This window comes from Achromobacter mucicolens (assembly GCF_902859725.1).
In the GTDB taxonomy this organism is placed as follows: Bacteria; Pseudomonadota; Gammaproteobacteria; order Burkholderiales; family Burkholderiaceae_B; genus Achromobacter; species Achromobacter mucicolens.
The window spans coordinates 149,308-173,670 of sequence record NZ_CADIJP010000002.1; the positions used below are offsets into that span (position 1 = coordinate 149,308).

General features: G+C 66.1%; 23 protein-coding genes. 8 read left to right on the top strand and 15 right to left on the bottom strand.

Annotation, left to right across the window (positions count from 1 at the left end; all coding sequences use genetic code 11):
* Window positions 1-10 precede the first annotated feature (10 nt).
* Complete coding sequence (locus HV786_RS02475) at window positions 11-568, top strand: GNAT family N-acetyltransferase (protein ID WP_128830084.1); 558 nt, start codon at window positions 11-13, stop codon at window positions 566-568.
* A gap of 12 nt (window positions 569-580) precedes the next feature.
* Here HV786_RS02475 and HV786_RS02480 read toward each other — a convergent pair whose 3' ends face one another.
* Both HV786_RS02480 and HV786_RS02485 read right to left on the bottom strand, forming a co-directional pair.
* Entirely contained in the window at window positions 581-1,753 is a 1,173-nt protein-coding gene (locus HV786_RS02480) for a vWA domain-containing protein (protein ID WP_056321305.1), read from the bottom strand.
* Between the two features lie 25 nt (window positions 1,754-1,778).
* Complete coding sequence (locus HV786_RS02485; RefSeq protein ID WP_062840388.1) at window positions 1,779-2,660, bottom strand: AAA family ATPase; 882 nt, start codon at window positions 2,658-2,660, stop codon at window positions 1,779-1,781.
* A 175-nt stretch (window positions 2,661-2,835) separates the two neighbouring features.
* Between HV786_RS02485 and HV786_RS02490 the strand changes: the two genes are divergently transcribed.
* Window positions 2,836-3,189, top strand: a complete 354-nt coding sequence (locus HV786_RS02490) for a c-type cytochrome (RefSeq protein ID WP_056321309.1) — start codon at window positions 2,836-2,838, stop codon at window positions 3,187-3,189.
* 12 nt (window positions 3,190-3,201) lie between these two features.
* On the top strand, window positions 3,202-3,564 hold the full coding sequence (locus HV786_RS02495) for a c-type cytochrome (RefSeq protein WP_062840389.1): 363 nt from the start codon (window positions 3,202-3,204) through the stop codon (window positions 3,562-3,564).
* Window positions 3,565-3,629: 65 nt separating this feature from the next.
* Here HV786_RS02495 and HV786_RS02500 read toward each other — a convergent pair whose 3' ends face one another.
* Window positions 3,630-4,055, bottom strand: coding sequence for a DUF1841 family protein (locus HV786_RS02500; protein WP_128830085.1), 426 nt, complete (start codon window positions 4,053-4,055; stop codon window positions 3,630-3,632).
* A gap of 205 nt (window positions 4,056-4,260) precedes the next feature.
* Between HV786_RS02500 and icd the strand changes: the two genes are divergently transcribed.
* The 3 genes from icd (at window position 4,261) to HV786_RS02515 (ending at window position 8,699) form a co-directional block, all read left to right on the top strand.
* Window positions 4,261-5,517 carry an NADP-dependent isocitrate dehydrogenase gene (gene icd / locus HV786_RS02505; RefSeq protein ID WP_056321319.1) on the top strand — a complete coding sequence of 419 codons (1,257 nt, stop codon included), beginning with the start codon at window positions 4,261-4,263 and terminating at the stop codon, window positions 5,515-5,517.
* Window positions 5,518-5,667: 150 nt separating this feature from the next.
* Window positions 5,668-6,927, top strand: coding sequence for an O-antigen ligase family protein (locus tag HV786_RS02510; protein ID WP_128830086.1), 1,260 nt, complete (start codon window positions 5,668-5,670; stop codon window positions 6,925-6,927).
* A gap of 215 nt (window positions 6,928-7,142) precedes the next feature.
* Window positions 7,143-8,699: a methyl-accepting chemotaxis protein gene (locus HV786_RS02515; RefSeq protein ID WP_128830087.1), complete on the top strand. Its 1,557-nt coding sequence runs from the start codon at window positions 7,143-7,145 to the stop codon at window positions 8,697-8,699.
* Here the strand turns inward: HV786_RS02515 and dapA are convergent.
* The 9 genes from dapA to kdpF all read right to left on the bottom strand — a co-directional run bounded on the left by dapA (window position 8,662) and on the right by kdpF (window position 19,238).
* On the bottom strand, window positions 8,662-9,561 hold the full coding sequence (dapA, locus tag HV786_RS02520) for a 4-hydroxy-tetrahydrodipicolinate synthase (RefSeq protein ID WP_128830088.1): 900 nt from the start codon (window positions 9,559-9,561) through the stop codon (window positions 8,662-8,664). The two genes, HV786_RS02515 and dapA, sit on opposite strands and share 38 nt — an antisense overlap.
* Window positions 9,562-9,564: 3 nt before the next feature.
* Complete coding sequence (locus tag HV786_RS02525) at window positions 9,565-9,891, bottom strand: hypothetical protein (RefSeq protein WP_252870412.1); 327 nt, start codon at window positions 9,889-9,891, stop codon at window positions 9,565-9,567.
* Between the two features lie 142 nt (window positions 9,892-10,033).
* A complete protein-coding gene (locus HV786_RS02530; RefSeq protein ID WP_128830089.1) occupies window positions 10,034-10,795 on the bottom strand; it encodes a TorF family putative porin in 762 nt (253 codons plus the stop codon).
* Between the two features lie 116 nt (window positions 10,796-10,911).
* Window positions 10,912-11,604, bottom strand: coding sequence for a two-component system response regulator KdpE (gene kdpE, locus HV786_RS02535; protein ID WP_128830090.1), 693 nt, complete (start codon window positions 11,602-11,604; stop codon window positions 10,912-10,914).
* Window positions 11,605-11,611: 7 nt separating this feature from the next.
* On the bottom strand, window positions 11,612-14,428 hold the full coding sequence (locus tag HV786_RS02540) for a sensor histidine kinase (protein ID WP_175209914.1): 2,817 nt from the start codon (window positions 14,426-14,428) through the stop codon (window positions 11,612-11,614).
* 51 nt (window positions 14,429-14,479) lie between these two features.
* Entirely contained in the window at window positions 14,480-15,088 is a 609-nt protein-coding gene (gene kdpC / locus HV786_RS02545; protein WP_175209916.1) for a potassium-transporting ATPase subunit KdpC, read from the bottom strand.
* Between the two features lie 52 nt (window positions 15,089-15,140).
* Window positions 15,141-17,348, bottom strand: a complete 2,208-nt coding sequence (gene kdpB / locus HV786_RS02550; protein WP_175209918.1) for a potassium-transporting ATPase subunit KdpB — start codon at window positions 17,346-17,348, stop codon at window positions 15,141-15,143.
* A 22-nt stretch (window positions 17,349-17,370) separates the two neighbouring features.
* On the bottom strand, window positions 17,371-19,149 hold the full coding sequence (gene kdpA / locus HV786_RS02555; RefSeq protein ID WP_175209920.1) for a potassium-transporting ATPase subunit KdpA: 1,779 nt from the start codon (window positions 19,147-19,149) through the stop codon (window positions 17,371-17,373).
* Window positions 19,149-19,238 carry a K(+)-transporting ATPase subunit F gene (gene kdpF / locus HV786_RS02560; RefSeq protein ID WP_056321339.1) on the bottom strand — a complete coding sequence of 30 codons (90 nt, stop codon included), beginning with the start codon at window positions 19,236-19,238 and terminating at the stop codon, window positions 19,149-19,151. Before kdpF ends, kdpA begins: the two co-directional genes overlap by 1 nt.
* Before the next feature lie 739 nt (window positions 19,239-19,977).
* Between kdpF and HV786_RS02565 the strand changes: the two genes are divergently transcribed.
* Together HV786_RS02565 and HV786_RS02570 are read left to right on the top strand one after the other, a co-directional pair.
* Window positions 19,978-20,256 (top strand): DUF4212 domain-containing protein, encoded by a 279-nt coding sequence (locus HV786_RS02565; protein ID WP_056321343.1) that lies wholly within the window; start codon window positions 19,978-19,980, stop codon window positions 20,254-20,256.
* A complete protein-coding gene (locus HV786_RS02570; protein ID WP_128827579.1) occupies window positions 20,256-22,346 on the top strand; it encodes a sodium:solute symporter family protein in 2,091 nt (696 codons plus the stop codon). Before HV786_RS02565 ends, HV786_RS02570 begins: the two co-directional genes overlap by 1 nt.
* A gap of 34 nt (window positions 22,347-22,380) precedes the next feature.
* On the opposite strand, the gene HV786_RS02575 is transcribed toward HV786_RS02570, so the two are convergent.
* Genes HV786_RS02575 through trxB form a run of 3 tightly spaced genes read right to left on the bottom strand, consistent with a single transcriptional unit; the run spans window position 22,381 to window position 24,327 of the window.
* A complete protein-coding gene (locus tag HV786_RS02575) occupies window positions 22,381-22,710 on the bottom strand; it encodes a DMT family transporter (protein ID WP_056321352.1) in 330 nt (109 codons plus the stop codon).
* On the bottom strand, window positions 22,707-23,381 hold the full coding sequence (locus HV786_RS02580) for a Smr/MutS family protein (protein WP_175209922.1): 675 nt from the start codon (window positions 23,379-23,381) through the stop codon (window positions 22,707-22,709). Before HV786_RS02580 ends, HV786_RS02575 begins: the two co-directional genes overlap by 4 nt.
* Entirely contained in the window at window positions 23,368-24,327 is a 960-nt protein-coding gene (gene trxB / locus HV786_RS02585; protein WP_128827580.1) for a thioredoxin-disulfide reductase, read from the bottom strand. The genes HV786_RS02580 and trxB overlap by 14 nt, the downstream gene beginning before the upstream one ends.
* Between the last annotated feature and the right edge of the window lie 36 nt (window positions 24,328-24,363).

The window sequence follows — 24,363 nt, forward strand, 5'->3', positions numbered from 1 at the left end:
AATCCTGGCCATGACGACGCCCGCCGAACTCCGCGCCCCGCAAGGCTCCACCCTGGTCCAGTGCTCGCACGCGCGCCACGCCGACCAGATCCTGGCCATTTTCAATGACGCCATCGCGAACTCCACCGCGCTGTACGACTACAAGCCGCGGCCGCGCGAGGCCATGCAGGGCTGGTTCCAGGCCAAGGAGCAGGGCGGTTTTCCGGTCTTGGGACTGGAAAACGAAGACGGCGAATTGATGGCGTTCGCGAGCTACGGCACGTTCCGCGCGTTTCCGGCGTTCAAGTATTCGGTCGAGCATTCCGTCTACGTGGACGGACGTTTTCGCGGACGCGGCCTGGGCGAGGCGATGATGGGCCTCCTGATAGAACGGGCGCGCGCCGACGGCGTGCACGTCATGGTCGGCGGCATCGATGCTTCCAATCAGGGCAGCATCCGCCTGCATGAAAAGCTGGGGTTCGTGCATGCCGGCACCATCCGCGAGGCCGGCTTCAAATTCGGCCGCTGGCTCGACCTGGCCTTTTATCAGCTGACGCTGAACACGCCGGCAAACCCGGTCGACGGCTAACGCCCGCGGCCTCTACTTCGACAGCATCCGCATCGCCTGCTCCAGCCCGGCGACGGTCACGGGATACATGCGGTCCTGCATGATGTCGCGCATCAACGCAATGGACTGGCGGTACTGCCAGGAAGCCGTGGGCTCGGGGTTCAGCCACACCGACTTGGGCCAGGCGTCCAGCAGCCGGCGCATCCATTCTGCGCCGGGCTCCTTGTTGTAGTGTTCGACAGAGCCCCCGGGCTGCAGGATCTCGTAGGGACTCATGGTGGCGTCGCCGACGATGATCAGGCGCCAGTCCGGGTTGTACTTGCGCAGCACGTCCCAGGTGTCGAAGCGCTCGTTCTGGCGCCGGCGGTTGCTCTGCCACAGGCTTTCGTACGGGCAGTTGTGGAAGTAATAGACCTCGAGGTTGCGGAACTCGCTGCGGGCCGCCGAGAACAGTTCCTCGACGCGGCCGATGTGGTCGTCCATGCTGCCGCCCACGTCCAGCAGCATCAGCACTTTTACCGTGTTGTGGCGTTCCGGAACCATGCGCAGGTCCAGATGGCCGGCGTTGCGCGCGGTGCTGGCGATGGTGTCGTCCAGGTCCAGTTCCAGATCGGCGCCTTGGCGCGCGAAGCGGCGCAGGCGGCGCAGCGCCACCTTGAAGTTGCGCGTGCCCAGCTCGACCTGGTCGTCGTAGTCCTTGAACTGGCGCATGTCCCAGACTTTGACCGCCGTGCGGTTGCCGGCCGATGCGCCGCCCACGCGGATGCCTTCGGGGTGATAGCCGCCGTTGCCGAAGGGCGACGTGCCGCCGGTGCCGATCCATTTGCTGCCGCCTGCGTGGCGCTCCTTCTGCTCATCCATGCGCTCCTTGAAGAGCTCCATGAGCTTGTCCCAGCCGTGCTTTTCGATGGCGGCCTTTTCTTCGGGCGACAGGCTTTTTTCGAACTGCTTGATGAGCCAGTCGAGCGGGATCTCCTTGCCTGCGGGCAACGCGGCCTCGATGCCGCGGTAGTACGCGCCAAACGCCTTGTCGTAGCGGTCGTAGAGCGATTCGTCCTTGACCAGCGTGGCGCGCGCCAGGAAGTAGAACTCGTCCAGCGTGGGCGACATCAGGTCCTGGCGCAAGGCGTCCACCAGCGTCAGGTATTCCTTGACCGAGACCGGCAGCTTGTGCGCCCGGAGGTGATAGAAGAAGTCGATCAGCATGTGCGTGCCGCCCTTGGATGCGGGATCAGCGGCGCTGGCCGCCGCGCGTCATGGCCGCCAGGCGTTCAAGAAGATGCACGTCCTGCTCGTTCTTGAGCAGCGCGCCGGCCATCAGCGGCACGGCGGTGGCGGTGTGCGCGTCGATCTGCGCGGCCGAGACGTCCTCGGCCAGCAGCAGGCGCAGCCAATCCAGCAGTTCAGATGTGGACGGCTTTTTCTTCAGGCCGGGCGCATCGCGCAGCGCGAAGAACGTGTCCAGCGCGGCGCGCAGCACGTCCTGCTTCAGATCCGGATAGTGGACAGCCACGATGTCGCGCATCGTGTCGCGATCGGGAAAGCGGATGTAATGAAAGAAGCAGCGGCGCAGGAACGCGTCGGGCAGGTCCTTTTCATTGTTGGACGTGATGATGACGAGCGGACGGTGGCGCGCGGAGATGGTCTCGCGCGTCTCGTACACATGGAACTCCATGCGGTCCAGTTCGCGCAACAGGTCATTGGGGAACTCGATGTCGGCCTTGTCGATCTCGTCGATCAGCAGCACCACCGGCTCGTGCGACTGGAACGCCTGCCACAGCGTGCCCTGCACGATGTAGTTGCGGATATCGCGGACTTTCTCGTCGCCCAGCTGCGAATCGCGCAGCCGCGAGACGGCGTCGTATTCATACAGGCCCTGGTGCGCCTTGGTGGTGGACTTGATGTGCCACTGCAGCAGCGGCCGTCCCAGCGCGCGGGCCACTTCCTCGGCCAGCATCGTCTTGCCGGTGCCGGGTTCGCCCTTGATGAGAAGCGGGCGCTGCAGGGTGAGGGCGGCGTTCACGGCGAGCTTGAGATCGTCGGTGGCGACGTAGCTGTCGGTGCCATCGAAGCGGACTGGCTTGGCGGAGGAGGCGGTCTGGGCTGCGGGCATGATCTGATGGCTTCTGTGGTTTGATTGGGATCAACACTAACGCAAGGTATTAATCCTGAGCAATTATCGTACAATCAGGCGGTTTTGCTTTGGGTTCCACCCGCAACGTGTTTGCAGAGGGCCTTTTCGTGTGAGCAGGCCCTAGTCCTTAGCCATACCAAGAAGAGTCATTCCAATGAAGTTGCGAACCTCTCTGAAGTACACGGTTTCCGTGTTGGCCACGATGGCGTCCTGTGCGATCGCCGGCCAGGCTGTTGCTGCAGACGCAGCGCCGGTCGGTAATGTCCAGAATGCCCGCGACAAGGTTTCGATGTGCATCGGTTGCCATGGCATCCCAGGCTACAAGGCATCGTTTCCCGAGCTTTACCATGTTCCGATGATTGCTGGCCAAAACGCCAAGTACATCGAAACGGCCCTCAACGAGTACAAGAAAGGCGCGCGCAGCCATCCCACGATGGATGCCATCGCCGGCAGCTTGACCGACCAGGATATTGCCGACCTGGCCGCGTACTACTCGAATCTCAAGTAAGGGGGCAACACCATGAACCGCACCATGCTTGCCCTTGCGGGCGCGACCCTGGCCATTTCGGGCGCAGCCGCCCAGGCGCAGGACCTGGCGGCCGGCAAGGCCGTCTTCGACAAATTCAACTGCGCCTCGTGCCACGGCGCCGACGCCAAGACGGCGGTGGATCCCGCCTATCCGACGCTGGCCGGGCAGCACGCCGATTACCTGGTGCATGCCCTGAAGGCCTACAAGCGCGGCGCCTCCGGCAGCGCGGCCACGGCCAATGTGCGCAAGAACCCGATCATGGGCGCCTTTGCCACGCAGCTGTCCGACCAGGACATCTCCAACGTGTCGGCGTGGCTGGCGTCGTTGCCGAGCGACCTGGGCGTCCGGCGTTAAGACGCGCCCGCTGCGGCGGGTATGCAAGCAAAAAACCCTCGCGAGCGAGGGTTTTTTTGTTTGGGTCAGAGGCTGGCGCGGCGGCGGATCAGGTCGATGTAGGTGTCGCTGTCCAGCGGCGTGCCCAGGCGCTGCGCTTCCCAGACGACCTGGCCCAGGCATTCCATGATTTCATGGGCGGCGTGGTGCGCGTCCGAGCGCGCCGTCAGCTGCTGGTAGGCCTGGCGGATGCCGGGCGGATGGTCGATGGACAGTTGCTCCGCGATCGCCAGGTGCATGGACAGGTGCAGGAACGGATTGGTCCGGCCTTTTTCCACCGCGTATTCGGTCGTCATGGCCTCGGGGCTTTCGAGGTCTGCGTGGTATTCCGGGTGCTCGATGATCCAGTCCAGCGCGATCGCCTCCAGCGGGGTCAGGACCTCGTTGGCGCGGTGCTTGCGCCAGGTTTCGATAAAGAATTCGCGAACTTGGTCGCGGGAGGGATTGAACATCGGGAGGGGGCCAAAAGCAGGATGGAGTCGCTTTATTTTACCGCCCCACGACGCAGCTCAGGTTTCGCCCGGCGCTTTGCGATATAGAATGGGCTGCTATCCGCCATCCGGTGTGCGGTTCGCAGGAGGCGGTATGACCCGCGGAATCGGACGTTGTCCGATCCTGGCGCGTGCAGAAAAACCACCCGGAGCAAATGGAGCATTCATGTCCTACCAACATATCAAGGTTCCCGCCGGCGGCCAGAAAATCACGGTCAACGCCGATTTCTCGCTGAATGTGCCTGACCAGCCCGTCATCCCTTTCATCGAAGGCGACGGCACGGGCGCCGACATCACCCCCGTCATGATCAAGGTCGTCGACGCGGCAGTGCAGAAGGCGTATGGCGGCAAGCGCAAGATCCATTGGATGGAGGTCTACGCCGGCGAAAAGGCCACCAAGGTCTACGGCCCGGACGTGTGGCTGCCCGACGAAACCCTGGAAGTCGTCAAAGACTACGTGGTTTCCATCAAGGGCCCGCTGACCACGCCGGTCGGCGGCGGCATCCGGTCGCTGAACGTGGCCCTGCGCCAGCAGCTGGACCTGTACGTGTGCCTGCGCCCCGTGGCGTACTTCAAGGGCGTGCCGTCCCCGGTGCGCGAGCCCGAAAAGACCAACATGGTGATCTTCCGCGAGAACTCGGAAGACATCTACGCCGGCATCGAATACATGGCCGAAAGCGAGCAGGCCAAGGAACTGATCCAGTTCCTGCAGACCAAGCTCGGCGTCAAGAAGATCCGTTTCCCGAACACCTCGTCCATCGGCATCAAGCCGGTGTCGCGCGAAGGCACCGAGCGCCTGGTGCGCAAGGCCGCCCAGTACGTCATCGACAACGACCGCACGTCGCTGACGCTGGTGCACAAGGGCAACATCATGAAGTTCACCGAAGGCGGCTTCCGCGATTGGGGCTACGAGCTCCTGCAGAAGGAGTTCGGCGCGCAGCTGATCGACGGCGGCCCGTGGTGCAAGTTCAAGAATCCCAAGACGGGCCGCGAGATCATCGTCAAGGACGTGATTGCCGACGCGTTCCTGCAGCAGATCCTGCTGCGTCCCGCGGAATACGACGTCATCGCCACCCTGAACCTGAACGGCGACTACATTTCGGACGCGCTGGCCGCGCAAGTGGGCGGCATCGGCATTGCCCCGGGCGCCAACATGTCCGATTCCGTGGCCATGTTCGAGGCCACCCACGGCACGGCGCCCAAGTATGCCGGCAAGGACTACGTGAACCCTGGTTCCGAAATCCTGTCCGCCGAGATGATGCTGCGCCACATGGGCTGGACCGAAGCCGCGGACCTGATCATCTCCAGCATGGAAAAGTCGATCCAGTCCAAGAAGGTCACGTACGACTTTGCCCGTCTGCTTGAAGGCGCGACGCAGGTGTCGTGCTCCGGCTTTGGCCAGGTGATGATCGAAAACATGTAAGCCGCGAAAAGGGCCTGCCGCAAGGCTGTCTGCCGCGCATGGCCCGGCTCCCGCTCTTTCGCCAAACCCGCCCGCCTTCATGGCCGGCGGGTTTTCTCTAACCACCGACCGACACGACTGGCGTGCGCGGGTCTTTCTGAGTTGATTGTTGTGCCCCAAGTTTATGTATCTGTAGCCACCTGGCTGGTCCTTTTGGTTCCAGCCTTGGCGTTGACCAGTCCAGTGGGCGGGCCGGTGATTCTTTACCTGAGCGCTTTGATGGCGGTCGCCGCGATGGCGTTAAACGCAATCAAACGTTACGAGGCCATGAATCTGCGCGATCTGTCGCCAATATACTTGGCGTTGCTGTCGCCACTCGCCTGTATGTTCATCACCTACGCGGTGATCGGTGTAATGAGCGGCTCTGAACTGGAAAAGCTCTTGCGATTTTCCCTCGCGTTGCCGACGTTGTGGTTGCTTCTTCGCGCGCCCCGGCGCTGGCTCAAGCATATCCAATGGAGCGCTCTGGCTGGCGCGCTTGCCGGCGCGGTAGTGTTGATTGTGATCACGATGATGGCAGGGCGCAATGCCGTGGTTGAGGTCGGCGGGCGTTATAACGCGGTCGCATTTGCCAACATGACGCTGCTGTTTGGCTGCATGACCCTCCTGTCCCTCGGATGGGGGCCCAGCACGCGCTGGCCGCGTCTTGAAACTGGCATAAAGCTCTTAGCGGTGGCGCTAACGGTGTATGCGACCTGGAAGTCCGAGACACGCAGCAGCTGGATGGTGCTGCCCATTTTGGGCATCGTGTTTCTGCTGGGGCTGCGAAACTGGAAACGCCGCCAAAAGGTGTATTGTGCTCTGGCAATTAGTCTGGCGCTGGTCGCCAGCGCGGCCGCCCTCTGGACATTCAGCAGCCGCATGCAGGAAATTACTCATGACGTAAGGGGATTCGTCACGTCGTCCAACCGCGATACGTCGTTCGGCATTCGCCTCCAGTTGTGGCACGCTTCGATTCTGATGTTTGAAAAGAGCCCGATCGTGGGCATCGGCCCTAGCAGGTTCCGCGAGGAACTGCGCGAGCTGCAGAAGCAGGGCATCGTGACGCAGGAAGTGGTTGATGGTTTTGGCGAGCCGCACAACGACCTGCTGGCCGCCATGGCGGGATACGGCCTGCTGGGTCTGTTGAGCATGCTGGCGCTGTATCTGGTGCCGGCGGGCGTGTTCTTCCGGCGCCTGGCCAGCGACGACCGGGTGATCCGGGTGGGCGCGCAGATGGGGCTCTTGTTCTGCCTGAGCTACTGCGCCTTCAGCATGACCGAGATGATGTTCCGCAATATGCGCAGCGTGCCCACCTATGCCCTCATCATGGTGGCGCTGATTGCCCTGACGACGGCGCGGCCGCAACGCATTTCCCCGCCCGGGGCTTAGGGCACGGGCGGGCCTCGTCCCGCCGTCCGGTTTGAAGCAGAACGCAAGGCGCGAGTCGCCTTGCGTTTTTTTTATGGGAATTGAGCTAGATCAAAGTGACTAGTCAAATCGAATTCAAACGAAGTTTGAAACGGTATGCTCGTCGGCCAATCTATATAAAAAGTCACAATCCGCTGATTTTTGTTTCGAGTCCGCGGTCATGCAGAAGGAAGTCGATGAGTCATTCCAGCTTGCGCAGGGAACTGTTGTGGTTCGTGTTTGCCATTGGCGCCGCTGTCCTGGCGTTGGGAGTTTGGGACGCCTGGCAGCGGCGTGCCGAGATGATGGAGGACCGCAAGACGGAGCTTCGCCATGTGATCGACATGGCTGCGGGCGTCGTCAGCGGGGGCAAGCGGCGCGTGCAGGAAGGCGTGCCGCTGGCCGAGGCCAAGCGCGACGTGGCGCGCCAGCTGTCGGCAATGCGGTACGGTGCAGATGGTTATGTGGGCGCGTTTGGCGACGACTACGATCTATTGGTGCATCCTGACGCGAAGCGGGTGGGCACGAACGTGCGCGCCACGCGCGACAGCGACGGGCAGCCGCTATTTGAAAACCTTTACGCTCAGGGCAAGGCGGGGGGCGGCTACGTGCGCTACCTGTTCCCGCGGCCGGGCGCCGAGGATCCGCTGCCCAAGCTGACCTACGCAGCCTACGACCCGGAATGGGGCTGGCTGATGTTCACGGGCCTGTATGTCGACGACGTCGACGCGGCGTTCTACGGCACGCTGTGGCGGCAGGGCAGCGTGACGCTGGTCTTGCTGGCTCTGGTGCTGGCGGCGGCGCTGCGCTTTTTCAGCACGCACATCCTGCGGCCGCTCGATGAGGCGGTGGCCGTGTGCGAGCGGGTGGCCAACGGCGATCTGTCCAGCGCCATCTCGCACCATCATCGCGGCGAAATCGGCCGGCTGTTCGGCGCAATGGCGCGGATGCAGCAGCGGCTGGACGCGGCGGTGCGCACCATCGTGCATTCCACCGCGTCCATTGCGGCCGCCTCGCGCCAGATCGCCGCAGGCAGCGTGGACCTGTCGGACCGCACGGAACAGCAGGCGGCCGCCTTGGAACAGACCGCGGCCAGCGTGGAAGAGATCACCGCCACGGCCCGGCAAAGCGCCGAGCACGTGCGCGAGGTCAGCGCGTTGGCCGCCGAGGCCGCGCGCCTGGCCCGGCAGGGCAGCGACGAGACGCAGCACGCCATCGACGCCATGCGCGAGATCTCTCACAGTTCGCAGCGCATCGACGAGATCATCCGGCTGATCGACGAGATTGCGTTCCAGACCAATATCCTGGCACTGAACGCCGCCGTCGAAGCCGCGCGGGCCGGCGAGCAGGGCCGCGGCTTTGCCGTGGTGGCGGGCGAAGTCCGGGCGTTGGCCCAGCGCTCGGCCACCGCCGCCAAAGAGATCAAGACGCTGATCGAAGCCTCGTCCGCCTCCGTGGCGCGCGGCAGCCAACGCGTGGAGCAGGCCAGCGCCACGATGGGCAGCGTGCTGGAATCGGCGGCCACCAGCGCGCCGCTGATGGGCGAAATCGCCACGGCGTCCGGCGAGCAAAGCGCGGGCATCGAGCAGATCAATGTGACCGTGACGCATCTGGATGGCGCCACGCAGCAGAACGCGGCGCTGGTGCAGGAGTTCGCGGCCTTGGCCGCCACGCTGCACGCACAGGCGGGCGACCTGGCGCGCGCCGTGTCGATCTTCAGGCTGTCTGCAACCGGTCAGCCGATGCCGGGATGAGGTCCAGGGCTCGCCGCAGCCGCGCGCTCAGCTCGCGGCTGGCGGGCATCATGGGCAGGCGCAGCTCGTCGGCGATGAGGCCCTGCATGGCCAGCGCGCGCTTGACCGGCGCGGGATTGGGCTCGCTGAACAGCAGCCGGATCAGGGGGCGCAAGGGGTCGAAGCATTCGCGCGCGGCCTGCGTATCACCTGCTTGCGCCAGCGCCATCAGCGCGACAAAGCGCTCGGGAAAGAGATGCGCGGCCGCGGGAATGGCGCCGCGTCCGCCAGCCAGGAAGTGGTCCAGCAAGGCCAGGTCTTCGCCGCACAGGGCAGTCAGCCTGTCCCGCGCATTCAAGGCGGCCAGCACGGTCGGATTGCATTCCTTGACCGCGCCGAAGTTGGGCAGCACCGCCAGCGCCTCCATGGTTTCGACCGTCATGGCGACGCCCGCGCGCTTGGGGATGTTGTACAGGATGATGGGGCGCTCTGTCGCCCACGCGATCTGCCGGTAGTGCCACAGAATTCCGGCCTGCGACGGACCCAGGTAATACGGCGGCGGGACCAGGTAGCCGGCCGGCGCGTACCGGTCCAGCCGGCGCACCGCCGTGGCCACGCCCCGGGTGTCGACGCCGCCCACGCCCAGGACCATCGGCAGCGCGTGCGAGTCGCTGTTGATGGCCTCGATCATCTCGATCTTCTCCGGCATGCTCAAGAGGTTGCCCTCGCCGGTGGAGCCAAAGAGCACCAGGCCGGCGATGCCGGCGTTGCGATAGTAGCGGGCCAACGCCTGCGCGGCGTCCAGATCCACGTGGCCGCCCCGCATGGGCGTCACCATCGGCAGCCACAGGCCCTCGAACATGGGTTTGGCACTCGGGTGCATGGCTCAGCGCTCCGTGATGGCAGTTGCCGGGCGCGCCGGCCCGAATTCCGCACTGGGCAGACCGCGCATGACCGCGGACATCATGGCGTCCAGTTCGCCGCGTTCGCATTGCAGTTCCAGCGTGCTTTGGGCGTGCGCGTGGTCCACCGACAGCAGGTAGACGCCAATGCGGTCGCCCAATGCGCGGTGCAGGGCCAGCCGCACGTTCAGGGCGTCCAGCGTATCGATGCGCACGGTCAGCGAGATCAGGCGGCATTGCGGCTGCGGCGAGGGCGAGGCGGCAACGGGGGCGGCTATCGGAACCTGGCGAAGGCGCGGTCGGGGAATCATGGCGGTTTGAGGGGCGGGGGCCGTTGAGGGCGTCCCGCGTATCCGGTGGGTTGATGACGATTCCACTATAGGAATCGCGCCGTAAAACCTGCCGATAAATGCGCGTGTGCCGCGTAAAAACCGCGTCAACGGCAGGCGCCGTTCAGAACGTCTTGGTGACCGATAGGAGACCGGTGGCGCGTCCCATGTCGCGACCCCGGGTATTGGTGTAGACGGCGCGGTCGGCGTTGGTGTCCAGATAGGCCAGCGAGACGGACAGGCCCTGGCCGAAGTCCTTGGTCAGGCCCAGCTTCCAGTCGGTGTAGGACCCGTTGTCGACGTTGCGCACGATCTGGTGGCCCGCATGGGCGTTGATGACGAGGCCCCAGATGCCGGTGTCGAAGTTGCCCGACAGGTCGAAGTATTGGCTGTACTTGCTGTCGGCAAAGCCGAACAGGTTGGTCAGCGCAAGGGAATACTTGAACATTACCGGGCCGTAGCCGATGCCGGCGTAGAGTTCTGTGGTGTCGGGGCTGGTGTAGCCGGATGGATAGTCGCCCGGGTAGTAATACTGCAGCACGCCCAGGTCCACGGGCACATTGTCCGTAAGATTGCCCTTGTAGCCGCCGTAGAAGTCCATTTCCACAGGCGCGGAGACGTCGCTGTCGCTGTCGTTCAGCCAGCTGATGCTGGAGTTCCAGTTGCCCAGGTAAAAGCCGCTGGCGTGCACGAGGTCGAAGCCGCCTTGGATGGCGGGCTGGTTGTTGGTCTGCATGAGGCCGCGATAGCGGTACTGGCTGGCGAGCGTGACGTTGGCCGTCAGGGAATACGGCGACACGGCATCGGCGGCGACGGGGGCGTCGGCGGCTTGCGCCAGGGGAACGAGGGAAAGCAGCGCCACTGCGGCGAGGGTGTTGCGGGGCATGGGAAGCCTCCTGGTGTTGAGCGGACCGCAACAATAGGAGGACCGGCATAAAGCGCGAGACAAGACTCGCACCCTGCGCGTAAAGCGCGCGTCAAAATGGCTGCGCGCGCGAAAGCTCAGCCCGCAAAGCGGTAGCCCACGCCGATCTCGGTCAGCAGGAACACGGGCTGCGCCGGGTCGGCCTCGAGCTTCTGGCGCAGATGGCCCATGTAGATCCGCAAGTAGTGATTGCTCTCGACATGAGACGGCCCCCACACTTGCCGCAGCAATTCGCGGTGAGTCATGACCTTGCCCCGATGGGCCAGCAGCGCCGCCAGCAGGCGGTACTCCATCGCGGTCAGGTGCACGTGCTGGCCGGCGCGTTCGACGACGCGCCGCGAGAAGTCGACGCGCACGTCGCCAAACGCAATCTCGGCCGCATTGCCCGCGCCGCCCCGCCCATGCCTGCGCAGCAGCACGCGCAAACGCGCCAGCAGCTCACTGACGCCGAAAGGCTTGGCAAGGTAGTCGTCGGCGCCCGCGTCCAGCGCCGCGACCTTGTCGGCTTCTGCGCTGCGCGCGGACAGCACCAGCACGGGCACTTCGGTCCAGCCGCGCAGCTCGCGGATCAGCGTCATGCCGTCCTCGTCGGGCAGACCCAGGTCCAGCACGATCGCGTCGGGCTGGCGGGTGCCCGCCTCGATCAGTCCGCGTTTGACGGTGTCGGCCTCGTGCACCACGCAACCTTCGCTTTCCAGGGCCTGGCGCACGAACCGCCGGATGTTGGCGTCGTCTTCGATGATGAGGACTATGGGCTGGAAATCGAACATGGGGTACTCAGGCGGTTTCGGGTTGGATTTCGGGCGGGACGCCCAGCGGCAGGGTGAAGACGAACTGCGCGCCGCTGGCCTGGCCGGGCGCGTGTTCGACCCAGATGCGGCCGTGGTGGGCGGCGATGATGGCTTCGCACACCGCCAGTCCCAGGCCGACGCCAGGCGTGGCGGACTCGCGTTCGCCACGCGTGAATTTTTCGAAGATGCGGCGTTCGGCGCCGGGCGCCACGCCGGGGCCGTTGTCGGCGATGGCCACGCGCATTTCGCGCCCTTGCGTTGGGGCTCCCGGCGTTTCGGCCTCATGTACGAAGGCGTGAATGCGCAGCGTGCTGCCGGCAGGCGTGTACTTGGCCGCATTCTCCAGCAGGTTGCACAGCACGCGTTCGATCAGCACGCCGTCGCACTCCACCAGCGGCAGCGCCGACAGCGGCGCGACCAGGATCTCGTGGCCGGCCAGCGGTTCGCGCATGGCCGCCAGCGCGGCGCCGACCAGCTCTTCGATGGACTGCCACTCCAGGCGCAGCGGCGTGTCGCGGTTTTGCAGCCGCGCCATGTCCAGCAGGTTGACCACCAGCGCGTGCATGCGCTGCGCCTGATCGCGCATGGCGCGCACCGTGTCCTGCACGCCAGCGGGCAGCGCCTGCCGCTCGCGCATCAGTGTGTCGGTCATGCCCACCAGGCTGGTGAGCGGCGTGCGCAGGTCGTGCGAGACCGCGGCCAGCAGCGAGTTGCGCAGTTTTTCGGATTCCATGCTGACCACGGCCTGCTGCGCGACCTCGACGTAGTGCAGGCGTTCGAGCGCAATGGCGATCAGGGTGGCGTAGGCCTCGACCTGGCGGCGCGTGTCCGGATTGGCGTAGAGGCTGCGGCGGGGCGCGTCCAGCACCAGCACGCCGCGGGTGCGCATCGGCGCCTTCAATGGCAGGTACAGCAACGCGCTGTTGGACAGGGTGGCGGTGCCCGCGCCCGCAGGCTGGCCGTGGTCGTACACCCACTGCGCCAGCGCCGCTTCGGGCGCGGACATGTCGCTGTCGGCGGGCATGGCCAGTTTCAGGCGGTCGTCCAGGCCCAGGATGTAAAGCGCGCAACGCGCGCCAAAGGTGGCATGCACGAACGAGCCGGCCAGCGCGACGATCTGTTCGGGCAGCAGGGCGGACGATAGTTCGCGCGCGAATTCGTACAGGCTGCGCGCGTCGGCCTCGCGCTTGACCGACGCCTGCGCCTGCAAGCGCAGGCCGGCGGTAAGCTGGCCGATCAGCAAGCCCACGCCAAGCAGCACGCCGAAGGTCAGCAGATACTGCACGTCCGACACGGCGAACGAAGACAAGGGCTGCACGAAGAAGAAGTCGAACAGCCCGACGCTGACGACGGACGCGAGCGCGGCCGGCCCGCGTCCGTGGCGCAGCGCCACCGCGGCAACCGCCAGCAGGAACAGCATGACGATGTTGGTCTGGTGCAGCGCGGGGAAGACGAGTGAGGACAGCGCCGTGGCAACGGCGCAGTAGCACAGCGCCCAAAAGTACCCCACCAGTGGCCGGGCGGCGCGTTCGTCGTCGGCTGCGCGCGCGCGGCGGGCCAGCGTGAGCGGGTCGCGTTTGGCGGGCGCGTGCTGGGGCACGGGCGGCGCGCCCAGCCGGATGATGTCGATCTCCGGGCACCCGGCGGCCAGCTGGTCGGCGAAGCTGTGCCTGCGCCACAACCAACCGTGCGACATGCCGGCGGTCAGCAACGCCGTCAGCGACAGGCGCAGGCGCTGCCATCCGCCGGCGCGGGTGCGGCCCACGATCACCTTGGTGATGTTGTGGCGGCGGACATAGCGCACGACGGCGTCGACCATGTCGCCGCCGGCCAGCGTCTCGGTGCGCGCGCCCAGCGCGTCGGCGAGCGCCAGGCCGTGCTGCAGGCGCTCGGTTTCGGCGGCGGCGGGCGGCGCGGCGCGCGGCGTGTCGATGGTGACGACGTGCAGATCGCAATCGAGCTGCTGGCTCATGCGATGGGCGCTGCGGATCACGTATTCGGCGTCGGCATCGGACCCGATGCAGGCCACGATGGCTTCGCGCGTGCGCCAAACGGACTCGATGGCACGGTCGCGGCGGTAGGCCTGCACATCGTCGTCCACGTGCTCGGCCGTGCGCCGCAGCGCCAGCTCGCGCAGCGCGATCAGATTGCCCTTGCGAAAGAAATTGCGGGAGGCGTGCCGGGCCTGTTCGGGCAGGTAGACCTTGCCTTCCTTCAGGCGGCGCAGCAGTTCGTCGGCCGACAGGTCGACCAGCATGACCTCGTCGGCCGCGTCGAACACGTCGTCGGGCACCGTTTCCCAGACGCGCACGCCGGTGATGCTGCCCACGGCCTCGTTCAGGCTGTCCAGGTGCTGTACGTTCAGCGTGGTCCAGACGTCGATGCCGGCCGCGAGCAGCTCCTGGATGTCCTGCCACCGCTTGGCGTGGCGCGAGCCGGGCGCGTTGGAGTGGGCCAGTTCGTCGACCAGCACCAGCGCCGGACGGCGGCGCAACGCACCGTCCAGGTCGAATTCCTTGAGCACGTGGCCGCGGTAGGCAACGTCCCGAAGCGGCAAGACCGGCAGGCCATCGAGCAGCGTCGCGGTCTCGCGGCGGCCGTGGGTTTCGACGATGCCGGCAAGCACGTCCGTGCCCTGCGCAGCCTGCGCGCGCGCCGCCGCCAGCATGGCGTAGGTCTTGCCCACGCCGGCCGACGACCCGAAATACACGCGCAGCTTGCCGCGCACCGCCTGCCGCTCGGCGGCGTCCAGGGTCTTCAAGAGCGCGTCCGGATCGGGACGCTCGCCAGTGATGTCAGCCATGAACGCGCAAGGAAGGGAGGGAAACGGCTGGCAATACTATACGCCGCCCCATCAGCGCGGCCCGCGCAGCTTGTCCAGCGCCAGGTTCAGCGTCAGCACGTTGACCGCGGGGCTGCCCAGCACGCCTAGCCAGGGCGTGGCGGTGTGGGCCTGGATCAGCGCATCGACCTCGCTGCGCGGCAGATTGCGGGCCCGCGCCACCCGGTCCGCCTGATAGGCTGCGGCGGCCGGACTGATGTGCGGATCCAGCCCGCTGCCCGAGGCGGTGACAAGGTCGGCCGGAATCGGCGCGGCGTTGTCCGGATCGGCCGCCTTCAAGGCCGCGATGCGCGCCTGGACGGCCTCGGCCAGCGCCGGGTTGCGCGGGCCGAGATTGGAGCCGCCGGAGGCTGCCGCGTTGTAGGGCATGGGCGCCGTGGCCGACGGGCGGCCCCAGAAATATTGCGGCGAGGAGAACGATTGGCCGATCAATGCAGAGCCGACCACCTTGCCGTCCTGCTCGATCAGCGAGCCGGCGGCCTGGCTCGGGAACACGGCAGACGCGATGCCGGTGGTCAGAAAGGGGTAGGCCAGGCCGGTGATGAGCGACAGCGCGGCGAAGACGGTCAGCGCGGGGCGCAGGATGCCGCCTTGGCGCGGCGTGGAAGTTGCGGTGTTCATGAGGAATTCCTTTGCGTAATGGCTTGGGAGGCAGTAGCGGGGATGGCGGCCGTCACGCCCAGCCCAGCGCGGCCAGCACCATGTCGATGAGCTTGATGCCGGCAAAGGGCACGATGAGGCCGCCCAGGCCATAGATGAGAAGGTTGCGGCGCAGCAGCACCGAGGCGCCCAGCGGGCGGTAGCGCACGCCCTTCAAGGCCAGCGGAATCAGCACCACGATGATCAGCGCGTTGAAGATCACGGCCGACATGATGGCCGAGGACGGCGTCGCCAGGTCCATGATGTTCAGCACGCCAAGCTGCGGATAGACGGTGGCGAAGGCGGCCGGGATGATGGCGAAGTACTTGGCCACGTCGTTGGCCACGCTGAACGTGGTGAGCGCGCCGCGCGTCATCAGCATCTGCTTGCCGATCTCGACGATCTCGATGAGCTTGGTCGGGTTGGAATCCAGGTCCACCATGTTGCCCGCTTCCTTGGCGGCCTGCGTCCCCGAATTCATCGCCACCGCCACGTCGGCCTGCGCCAGCGCGGGCGCGTCGTTGGTGCCGTCGCCCGTCATGGCGACCAGGCGGCCCTGCGACTGGTAGTCGCGGATGAGCTTGAGCTTGGCCTCGGGCGTGGCTTCGGCCAGGAAGTCGTCGACGCCAGCCTCCGCCGCGATGGAGGCGGCCGTCAGCTTGTTGTCGCCGGTGATCATCACGGTCTTGATGCCCATGCGGCGCAGCTCGGCAAAGCGCGACTGGATGCCGGGCTTGACGATGTCCTTGAGCTCGACGACCCCCAATGCGCGATTGCCGTCGCTGACCATCAGCGGCGTGCTGCCGCGCCGCGCCACGTCTTCGGCCAGGCGCAGCGCCTCGGCGGGCACCGTGGCGTCCTGCGCGGCCAGCCAGGCCTGGATCGCGTCGACCGCGCCCTTGCGGATCTTGCGCTCGCCCAGGTCCGCGCCGCTCATGCGCGATTGCGCGGTGAACGGCACGAACTCGATGCCCGCGATGCGCGGCGCGGGCGCATGGATGGCCTTGTCCGCCAACGCCACGATGCTGCGGCCTTCCGGCGTTTCGTCGGCCAGCGAGGCCAGGCGCGCGGCATCCGCGAGTTCGCGCGCGGACACGCCGGGCGCCGGCAGGAAGGTGGACGCCTGGCGGTTGCCGAAGGTGATGGTGCCGGTCTTGTCCAACAGCAGCACGTCGACGTCGCCCGCGGCTTCGACCGCGCGGCCGGAGGTTGCGATTACGTTGGCGCTCATCATGCGGCTCATGCCCGCCACGCCGATGGCCGACAGCAGGCCGCCGATGGTGGTGGGTATCAGGCAGACCAGCAACGCCACCAGCACGGTCACCGTGACCGCCGCGCCGCCGCCCGCCGCCGCGACGGCGTAGAGCGAAAAGGGCATCAGCGTGACGACGACCAGCAGGAACACCACGGTCAGCCCCACCAGCAGGATGGTCAGCGCCAGCTCGTTGGGCGTCTTCTGGCGCCGGGCGCCTTCGACCATCGAGATCATGCGGTCCAGGAAGCTCTCGCCGGGATCGGCGGCGATGCGCACGAAGATCCAGTCGGACAGCACGCGCGTGCCGCCGGTGACGGACGAGAAATCGCCGCCCGACTCGCGGATGACGGGCGCGGACTCGCCCGTGATGGCGCTTTCGTCGACGGAGGCCACGCCGGCGATGACCTGGCCGTCGCCGGGCACCGTGGCGCCGGCTTCGACCAGCACGACGTCGCCGCGGCGCAGCAGGCCCGATGGCTGGTTGACGGCTTGGCCGCGCCAGTGCGCCGGGTCCGCATCCAACGCGTCCTCGTCACGAAAACCCTTGAGCAGGTGCGCGTCGATGGTGGTGCGCAGGCCGCGCAGCGTGGCCGCCTGCTGCTTGCCGCGGCCTTCGGCCAGCGCCTCGGCGAAGTTGGCGAACAGCACGGTGAACCACAGCCACACGGCAATGCCCAGGATGAATCCCGCCGGCGCTTCGGCCTGGCCGCCCAGGGCCATGATCCACAGGACGGTGGTGAGCAGGCTGCCCACATAGACCACGAACATCACAGGGTTCTTGATCTGCGCGGCGGGCGACAGCTTGCGCAGGCTGTCCAGAAGCGCGGGACCCACCAGCGCCCGCGTCCAGAGGCCAAAGGGTCGTGCCGCGTCAGGCCGGGCCGCGCTCTGCTTGCCCGCATTCAGTTGACCCGGTTCGCCGGGCGCGGACGCCTGGCCGGCGGTGCTGCCGTCCGAGCCGATGGTTTGCATTTCAATCTTGGCCATGTTCTTTCCTAGCCTTCTTGCATCAGGGTTGCAGGTGTTCCGCGACCGGGCCGAGAGCCAGCGCGGGCACATAGGTGAGGGCGCCGACCAGCAGCACGGCGCCGATCAGGAGCGTCACGAAAAGCGGGCCGGTGGTCGGCATGCTGCCGGGGCCGGCGGGCAGCCGGCGCTTGGCCGCCAGCGAGCCGGCCATGGCCAGCACCGCGACGATCACGGCGAACCGGCCGAACCACATCGCGATCCCCAACAGGACGTTGTAGAAGGGCGTGTTGGCTGACAGCCCCGCGAAGGCGCTGCCGTTGTTGTTGCCGGCCGACGAGAGCGCGTACAGGATTTCCGAGAAACCGTGAATGCCGGGATTGAGCACGCCGGCCTGGCCCGCCGTCACCGACACGGCCAGCGCCGTGCCGCCCAGCACCAGCAGCGGCGTGGTCAGGATGACGATGGAAACCATCTTCATGTCATAGGCCTCGATCTTCTTGCCCAGGTATTCGGGGGTGCGCCCGATCATCAGCCCGGCGATGAAGACGCCCAGGATGGCAAAGGCCAGCATGCCGTACAGGCCTGAGCCCACGCCGCCGAACACGACTTCGCCCAGCTGCATGAGCAGCATCGGCGACAAGCCGCCCATCGCGGAGAACGAATCGTGCATGCCGTTCACCGCGCCGCAGGACGCCGCCGTGGTGACCGTGGCAAACAGCGACGTGGCCGCGATGCCGAAGCGCGTTTCCTTGCCCTCCATGTTGCCGCCGAACGTCGCGGCGCCGGCTTGGACGGCCATGGGATTGGGCTGCTGCTCGAAATAGGCGGTGGACAGCGCAAAGACGGCGAATAGCGCCGTCATCGCGGCCAGGATGGCGATGCCCTGGCGCCGGCTGCCCACCATCTCGCCAAAGGAAAAGCACAGCGCGGCGGGTATCGCCAGGATGGCCAGCATCTGCAGGAAGTTCGACAGCGGCGTGGCGTTTTCGAAGGGGTGCGCCGAATTGGCGTTGAAGAAGCCGCCGCCGTTGGTGCCCAGCAGCTTGATCGCTTCCTGGGACGCGACCGGCCCCATGGCGATGGTCTGCGTGCGCGTGGCGGCCGGGTCGGTGACCGGCGCGCCGGCCGCGTCCAGCACGGGCTGGCCTTGCGCGTCCATGCGGGGCTGGTCGTAGTGCACGGTCTCGACCGTCTGCACGTCCTGGTAGGGGCTGATGTTCTGGATCACGCCCTGGCTGACCAGCGCGAGCGCCAGCACGAGCGACAGCGGCAACAGCACATACAGCGTGCAGCGGACCATGTCGGCCCAGAAATTGCCCACGGTGGCCGAGCAATGCCGAGCCAGTCCGCGGATCAGCGCAAACACCACGGTGATGCCGGTCGCCGCCGACATGAAGTTCTGCACCGTCAGCGCCAGCATCTGCGTCAGGTAGCTCATCGTGGACTCGCCCCCGTAACCCTGCCAGTTGGTGTTCGAGACGAAGCTGATGGCCGTATTGAGGGCGGAATCGGGCGACACGGCGCCCAGGCCGGCGGGGTTCAGCGGCAGCAGCCCCTGCACGCGCTGCAGGGCGTAGACGGCGGCGATGCCGACCAGGTTGAAGACCAGCACGGCGGCGGCATAGCGCTTCCAGCCCATTTCCGCCTGGGGGTCGATGCCCGCCAGCCGGTAGATGCCGCGTTCGAGCGGCCGTCCCCAGGCCGTCAGGCGGGACCGGCCGTCTTCCATGGCGACGCGGATGTAGCGGCCCAAGACGGGCGCGATCGCAAGGAGGACTGCGAGGTACAGGACCAGCAGCCCGACGAATTCGGGGGTCATCAGAATTTCTCCGGTTTGAACAGCGCGACCAGCAGGTACACGAACAGGAATGCGGCCGTCAGGCCGCTTAGCCAGTAGAGCCAGCTCATGACCGCCCTCCGGCCGACAAGGCGTCGCAGAACCGGACGAGAGCCCAGGTCAGCCCGGCCATCGCGGCAAAGAGCCCGATATAGACGAGATCCACGTTTTTTCTCCCCGGGAGGCTTGCTCCCTTCGAACAGGCCTGCGCGGCAAAAGGTGGATGCGTGCCGGGCAGGCGAGGTGACCATTGAAGACACCGGCAGGTTACGGAGCGGGGGGTAAAAACGGGGTATAGCTTGGCGTGCGGGGTGTAAACGCCGTGTAAAGAGCGGCTGGCAAGCTTGTGGCTGTCGTGCCCGGAATCGGGCATCCTGGCGTGCACGGGTTCGGACACCGGGCGCCATCGGTCATGCTCATGAACTGAGCAGTGCTCAAGAATTAGGCCGTGCGCGGGATGGTTTGGGCGAAAAAATCCCAATATTTAGAACGGCAGGGCCAAAATGCACTTATATGGTGCAGGGAATATGTAAATGAATGCTCCGTCTTAGGGCATTCCCCTAGTGTGGCAATCCCGCATCTGGTGCAGAATCTCTTCCCATGCAGGTGAGGAGACAAAGCCCTGCATGGGCAAATACCGGCGGCACCGGTAAATAAAAAAAGTAAAGCAGTACTCAAAAAAAGCAAACGCACAACGGCTGGCACCAGGAAGTGCCAGCCGTTGTCGCATAAAAAGCCGGCAAATCAAGCTTCAGGGCTTTTCAAGCGCTGCGTTTGGCGATATTTAGATGGGACCTGCTCATCCACGCTATGCCGCAAACGCGCCTTACTCCCTCACGGACATCCGTCACGCCTTACTGGCGCCGCAATCTGCGGCTGATCCTGCTGCTGCTCGCCATCTGGGCGGCGCTGACCTTCATTCCCTCGTTTTTCGCCCGCCGGCTCTCGTTCGACTTCATCGGCTGGCCCTTCGCCTTCTGGATGGCCGCCTATGGCGCCCCGCTGGCCTACCTGATCATCATCGCCGTCTACGCCCGGGTCATGAATCGCGCCGATGAGCGCGCCGACGAAACCGGGGAGCCGCGCTGATGCCGTTTTTCACGGGAGACACCCCCCAGGAGTTCCGCATCCGCCTGCGGCGCATCTATGTGCTGTACACGGCAGGCTTTGCGCTGATGATCCTGCTGATGGCGCTGGCCGAAATCCTGGGCATGCCGCGCAACTGGATCGGCTATGTGTTCCTGCTGGTCACCGTCAGCCTGTACGCCGGCATCGGCATTGTCTGCCGCACGTCCGATCAGGTGGAGTACTACGTCGCCGGCAGGCGCGTGCCGGCCATCTACAACGGCATGGCGACCGCGGCGGACTGGATGTCGGTGGCGTCCTTCATCGGTGTGGCGGGCACGCTGTATCTGACCGGCTATGGCGGCCTGGCCTACATCATGGGCTGGACGGGCGGGTACGTGCTGGTGGCGATGCTGCTGGCGCCGTACCTGCGCCGCTTCGGCCAGTACACCATTCCCGATTTCATGGGCGCGCGTTATGGCGGCAACCTTCCGCGCCTGGCCGGGGTCTTCTGCGCCGTTCTCTGCTCGTTCACGTATCTGGTCGCCCAGATCTACGGGGTGGGCATCATCACCACGCGGATGACGGGCATTTCATTCGAGCTGGGCATCTTCGTTGCGCTGGGCGGCATGCTGGTGTGTTCGTTTCTGGGGGGCATGCGCGCGGTCACGTGGACGCAGGTCGGGCAATACATCATCCTGGTCATTGCGTACCTCGTGCCGGTGATCTGGCTGTCGGTCAAGCACACCAACATGCCGTTGCCGCAACTGTCGGGCGGGGCCGTGCTGCAGCAGGTGACCGAAAAAGAGGTCTACCTGCAGAACGATCCGTCCGAGATCGAGGTGCGCACGATCTGGCAGCAGCGCGCCGACGAGATGGCGCGCCGCCTGCAGACGCTGCCCGAATCGTGGACGCTGGAAAAGGACAAGCTGCGCAGCCGGCTGGCCCAGTTGAACGCGGGCGACGCGCCCATGGTAGAGATCCGCTCGGCCGAACGCGAACTGGCCGCCTACCCGCCGACTGTCGACGATGCGCGCACCACGTGGTCGCAGGCCAAGGCGACCTTCGAGGCCCGCGCCGCGCCGCCCACGCCGCATGCGGAACCGTTCCCGGCCAAGGACCCCGAGGAACGCAGCAACATGCGCATCAACTTCCTGGCGATGGTGCTGTGCCTGATGCTGGGCACCGCCGGCATGCCGCACATCCTGATGCGCTCATACACCACGCCGTCCGTCATCGAGGCGCGCAAGTCGGTGTGCTGGTCGCTGCTGTTCATCCTGCTGCTGTACTTCATGGCGCCCGCGCTGGCGCTGCTGGTCAAGTTCGAGATCTATACCCAGGTCGTGGGCTCGAACTTCCTCAGCCTGCCCAACTGGGTGCACGCCTGGAGCGCGGTCGACACCAACCTGCTCGACGTCACCGACATCAACCGCGACGGCGTCGTGCAGCTGAGCGAAATCAGCATGGGCGCGGATGTGGTGGTGCTGGCCATGCCCGAAATCGGCGGCTTGCCCTACGTGATCTCCGGGCTGGTCGCGGCCGGCGGGCTGGCGGCCGCGCTGTCCACGGCCGACGGGTTGCTGCTGACGCTGTCCAACTCGCTTTCTCACGACATGTGGTACCGGGTCGTGTCGCCGCGCATGTCGGCCGCGCGCAGGGTGATGGTGTCCAAGATCCTGCTGCTGGTGGTCGCGTTTGGCGCGGCCTGGGTCGCGGCCCGCAAGCCCGCGGACATCCTGTTCATGGTGTCGGCCGCGTTTTCGTTCGCGGCCTCGTCGTTCTTCCCGGCGCTCGTCATGGGGGTGTTCTGGCGGCGCGCCAATAAATGGGGCGCCACGCTGGGGATGGCCGCTGGCCTTGCCGTGACGTTTGCCTACATGACGCACACGCACCCGTGGCTGCGGGAATCGGTGCTCGGCATCGCGCGCACGCAGCCGGTGGACCTGTGGTGGGGCATCCAGCCCATCGCGGCGGGCGTATTCGGTGCGCCGGTGGCGTTCCTGACGATCGTGGTGGTGTCGCTGCTGACCCCGCCGCCCGACCGGGCCACGCTGGCGCTGGTCGATTACCTGCGCAATCCGGATGCGCGGCATCCGCAGCCGGACAACAGTTAGGTGCGCGACGGGCCGCCCGGCGGAGCGAGCGTCGTCAATGCGAGACGGATTTGGAGAAGACGTTCATCACCACCACGCCGGCGATGATGAGGCCAATGCCGATAAGCGCGGGTGTGTCCAGGTGCTGCTTGAACAGCACCGCGCCCACGATGGAGATCAGCACGATGCCGACGCCGGACCAGATCGCGTAGGCGATGCCCACAGGAATCTCGCGCAGCGTCAGCGACAGGAAGTAGAACGAAATCAGGTAGCCGAAGACGGTGATGACCGACGGCACGAGCCGCGTGAAACCTTCGGAGCCTTTGAGGGCGCTGGTGGCGAAGATCTCTGCGACGATCGCCACCGCCAGATAAAGCCACTTCATTTGCGCGGCCCCTCGGACTGGCGCAGCAGCACCAACAGGGCGCCCGCGCCTCCTTCGCGCTCGGGCGCCTCGGAAAACGCCATGACTTCGGCCTTCTGCACCAGCCACGTCCGGGCCTTGTCTTTCAGCACCGGCTCCAGGCCTTCCGAGTTGTAGCCCTTGCCGTGCACGATGCGCACGCAGCGGATGCCGTGTTCCTGGCACTCGTCCAGGAACGACAGCAGGGCATGGCGCGCCTGCTCGACGCGCAGCCCGTGCAGATCGAGTTCCGCGCCGGCGCGCCATTGGCCGCGGCGCAGGTTGCGCGCGGTGTCGGGCGCCACGTCGCCGCGCACGAAGGCGGTGCCGCCTTCGGACAGCAGGTGAGTGATCTCGCCGCCGTCCGAGACGCCGGCGTCGGCACGGTTGGGCGTTTCGCCCAGCGCGTTGGCGCGGCGCAGGGCCGGCGCGGGTTCGGGGGCGGGCTTGTGCTCGACGCGTTGCGCGTGCCGGATCGGCGTGACGGACTTCATCGAGCGCTTGAACGCCGCCAGGTCGTCCTCGGGGGGCGACGCGGGGCGCGCGGCCGCCGCCGCCGCCCGTTGCGGGGCAAGGGCGGCGCGCTCGCGTTCTTCCTGCAGGTCCTTCTTCAGGCGTTTCAGGTCGGCCAGGCCGACCTTACTGCCCCGCATTCTCCAGCCACCGTTGGGCGTCCAGGGCGGCCATGCAGCCCGTGCCGGCGCTGGTGATGGCCTGGCGGTAGACGTGGTCCTGCACGTCGCCGGCGGCGAACACGCCGGGCACCGACGTCATGGTGGCCATGCCGGACAGGCCGCTCTTGGTGACGATGTAGCCGTCCTTCATCTCGAGCTGGCCCTGGAAGATTTCCGTGTTGGGCTGGTGACCGATGGCGATGAAGGCGCCCGTGACGGCCATGTCTTCGGTGGCGCCGGTGTCCACGTGGCGAACACGCACGCCGGTCACGCCGCTGTCGTCGCCCAGGACTTCGTCCAGCGTGTGGAACAGCTTGAGTTCCATGTTGCCGTTTTCGACCTTGCTCATCAGCTTGTCGACCAGGATCGGCTCGGCGCGGAACTTGTCGCGACGGTGGATCAGCGTGACCTTGCGGCAGATGTTGGACAGGTACAGGGCTTCCTCGACAGCGGTATTGCCGCCGCCGACCACCACCACGTCCTGGTTGCGATAGAAGAAACCGTCGCAGGTGGCGCAGCCGGACACGCCGCGGCCCATGAAGGACTGCTCGGACGGCAGTCCCAGGTACTTGGCCGAGGCGCCCGTGGCGATGATGAGCGCGTCGCAGGTGTAGACCTTGCCGGTGTCGCCGGTCAGGGTGAAGGGGCGCTTGGAGAGGTCGACCTTGGCGATGTGGTCGAACAGCATTTCCGTGTTGAAGCGTTCGGCGTGCTTCTGGAAGCGCTGCATCAGGTCCGGACCCTGCACGCCATCCGCGTCGGCCGGCCAATTGTCGACGTCCGTGGTGGTCATGAGCTGGCCGCCTTGGGCCAAACCTGTAACAAGAACAGGGTTAAGATTGGCGCGTGCCGCATAGACGGCCGCCGTGTAACCGGCGGGGCCGGAACCGAGTATCAAAACTTTAGCGTGCGTAGGCGTGGACATGGGCAGGTATCTTTAGGGTAACGCCCAATTATAATG

Coding starts and splice junctions, on each gene's coding strand:
- HV786_RS02475 (WP_128830084.1), top strand. CDS start 11: ATGACGACGCCCGCCGAACTCCGCGCCCCGCAAGGCTCCACCCTGGTC.
- HV786_RS02480 (WP_056321305.1), bottom strand. CDS start 1,753: ATGCTGATCGACTTCTTCTATCACCTCCGGGCGCACAAGCTGCCGGTC.
- HV786_RS02485 (WP_062840388.1), bottom strand. CDS start 2,660: ATGCCCGCAGCCCAGACCGCCTCCTCCGCCAAGCCAGTCCGCTTCGAT.
- HV786_RS02490 (WP_056321309.1), top strand. CDS start 2,836: ATGAAGTTGCGAACCTCTCTGAAGTACACGGTTTCCGTGTTGGCCACG.
- HV786_RS02495 (WP_062840389.1), top strand. CDS start 3,202: ATGAACCGCACCATGCTTGCCCTTGCGGGCGCGACCCTGGCCATTTCG.
- HV786_RS02500 (WP_128830085.1), bottom strand. CDS start 4,055: ATGTTCAATCCCTCCCGCGACCAAGTTCGCGAATTCTTTATCGAAACC.
- icd (WP_056321319.1), top strand. CDS start 4,261: ATGTCCTACCAACATATCAAGGTTCCCGCCGGCGGCCAGAAAATCACG.
- HV786_RS02515 (WP_128830087.1), top strand. CDS start 7,143: ATGAGTCATTCCAGCTTGCGCAGGGAACTGTTGTGGTTCGTGTTTGCC.
- dapA (WP_128830088.1), bottom strand. CDS start 9,561: ATGCACCCGAGTGCCAAACCCATGTTCGAGGGCCTGTGGCTGCCGATG.
- HV786_RS02525 (WP_252870412.1), bottom strand. CDS start 9,891: ATGATTCCCCGACCGCGCCTTCGCCAGGTTCCGATAGCCGCCCCCGTT.
- HV786_RS02530 (WP_128830089.1), bottom strand. CDS start 10,795: ATGCCCCGCAACACCCTCGCCGCAGTGGCGCTGCTTTCCCTCGTTCCC.
- kdpE (WP_128830090.1), bottom strand. CDS start 11,604: ATGTTCGATTTCCAGCCCATAGTCCTCATCATCGAAGACGACGCCAAC.
- HV786_RS02540 (WP_175209914.1), bottom strand. CDS start 14,428: ATGGCTGACATCACTGGCGAGCGTCCCGATCCGGACGCGCTCTTGAAG.
- kdpC (WP_175209916.1), bottom strand. CDS start 15,088: ATGAACACCGCAACTTCCACGCCGCGCCAAGGCGGCATCCTGCGCCCC.
- kdpB (WP_175209918.1), bottom strand. CDS start 17,348: ATGGCCAAGATTGAAATGCAAACCATCGGCTCGGACGGCAGCACCGCC.
- kdpA (WP_175209920.1), bottom strand. CDS start 19,149: ATGACCCCCGAATTCGTCGGGCTGCTGGTCCTGTACCTCGCAGTCCTC.
- kdpF (WP_056321339.1), bottom strand. CDS start 19,238: ATGAGCTGGCTCTACTGGCTAAGCGGCCTGACGGCCGCATTCCTGTTC.
- HV786_RS02565 (WP_056321343.1), top strand. CDS start 19,978: ATGCCGCAAACGCGCCTTACTCCCTCACGGACATCCGTCACGCCTTAC.
- HV786_RS02570 (WP_128827579.1), top strand. CDS start 20,256: ATGCCGTTTTTCACGGGAGACACCCCCCAGGAGTTCCGCATCCGCCTG.
- HV786_RS02575 (WP_056321352.1), bottom strand. CDS start 22,710: ATGAAGTGGCTTTATCTGGCGGTGGCGATCGTCGCAGAGATCTTCGCC.
- HV786_RS02580 (WP_175209922.1), bottom strand. CDS start 23,381: ATGCGGGGCAGTAAGGTCGGCCTGGCCGACCTGAAACGCCTGAAGAAG.
- trxB (WP_128827580.1), bottom strand. CDS start 24,327: ATGTCCACGCCTACGCACGCTAAAGTTTTGATACTCGGTTCCGGCCCC.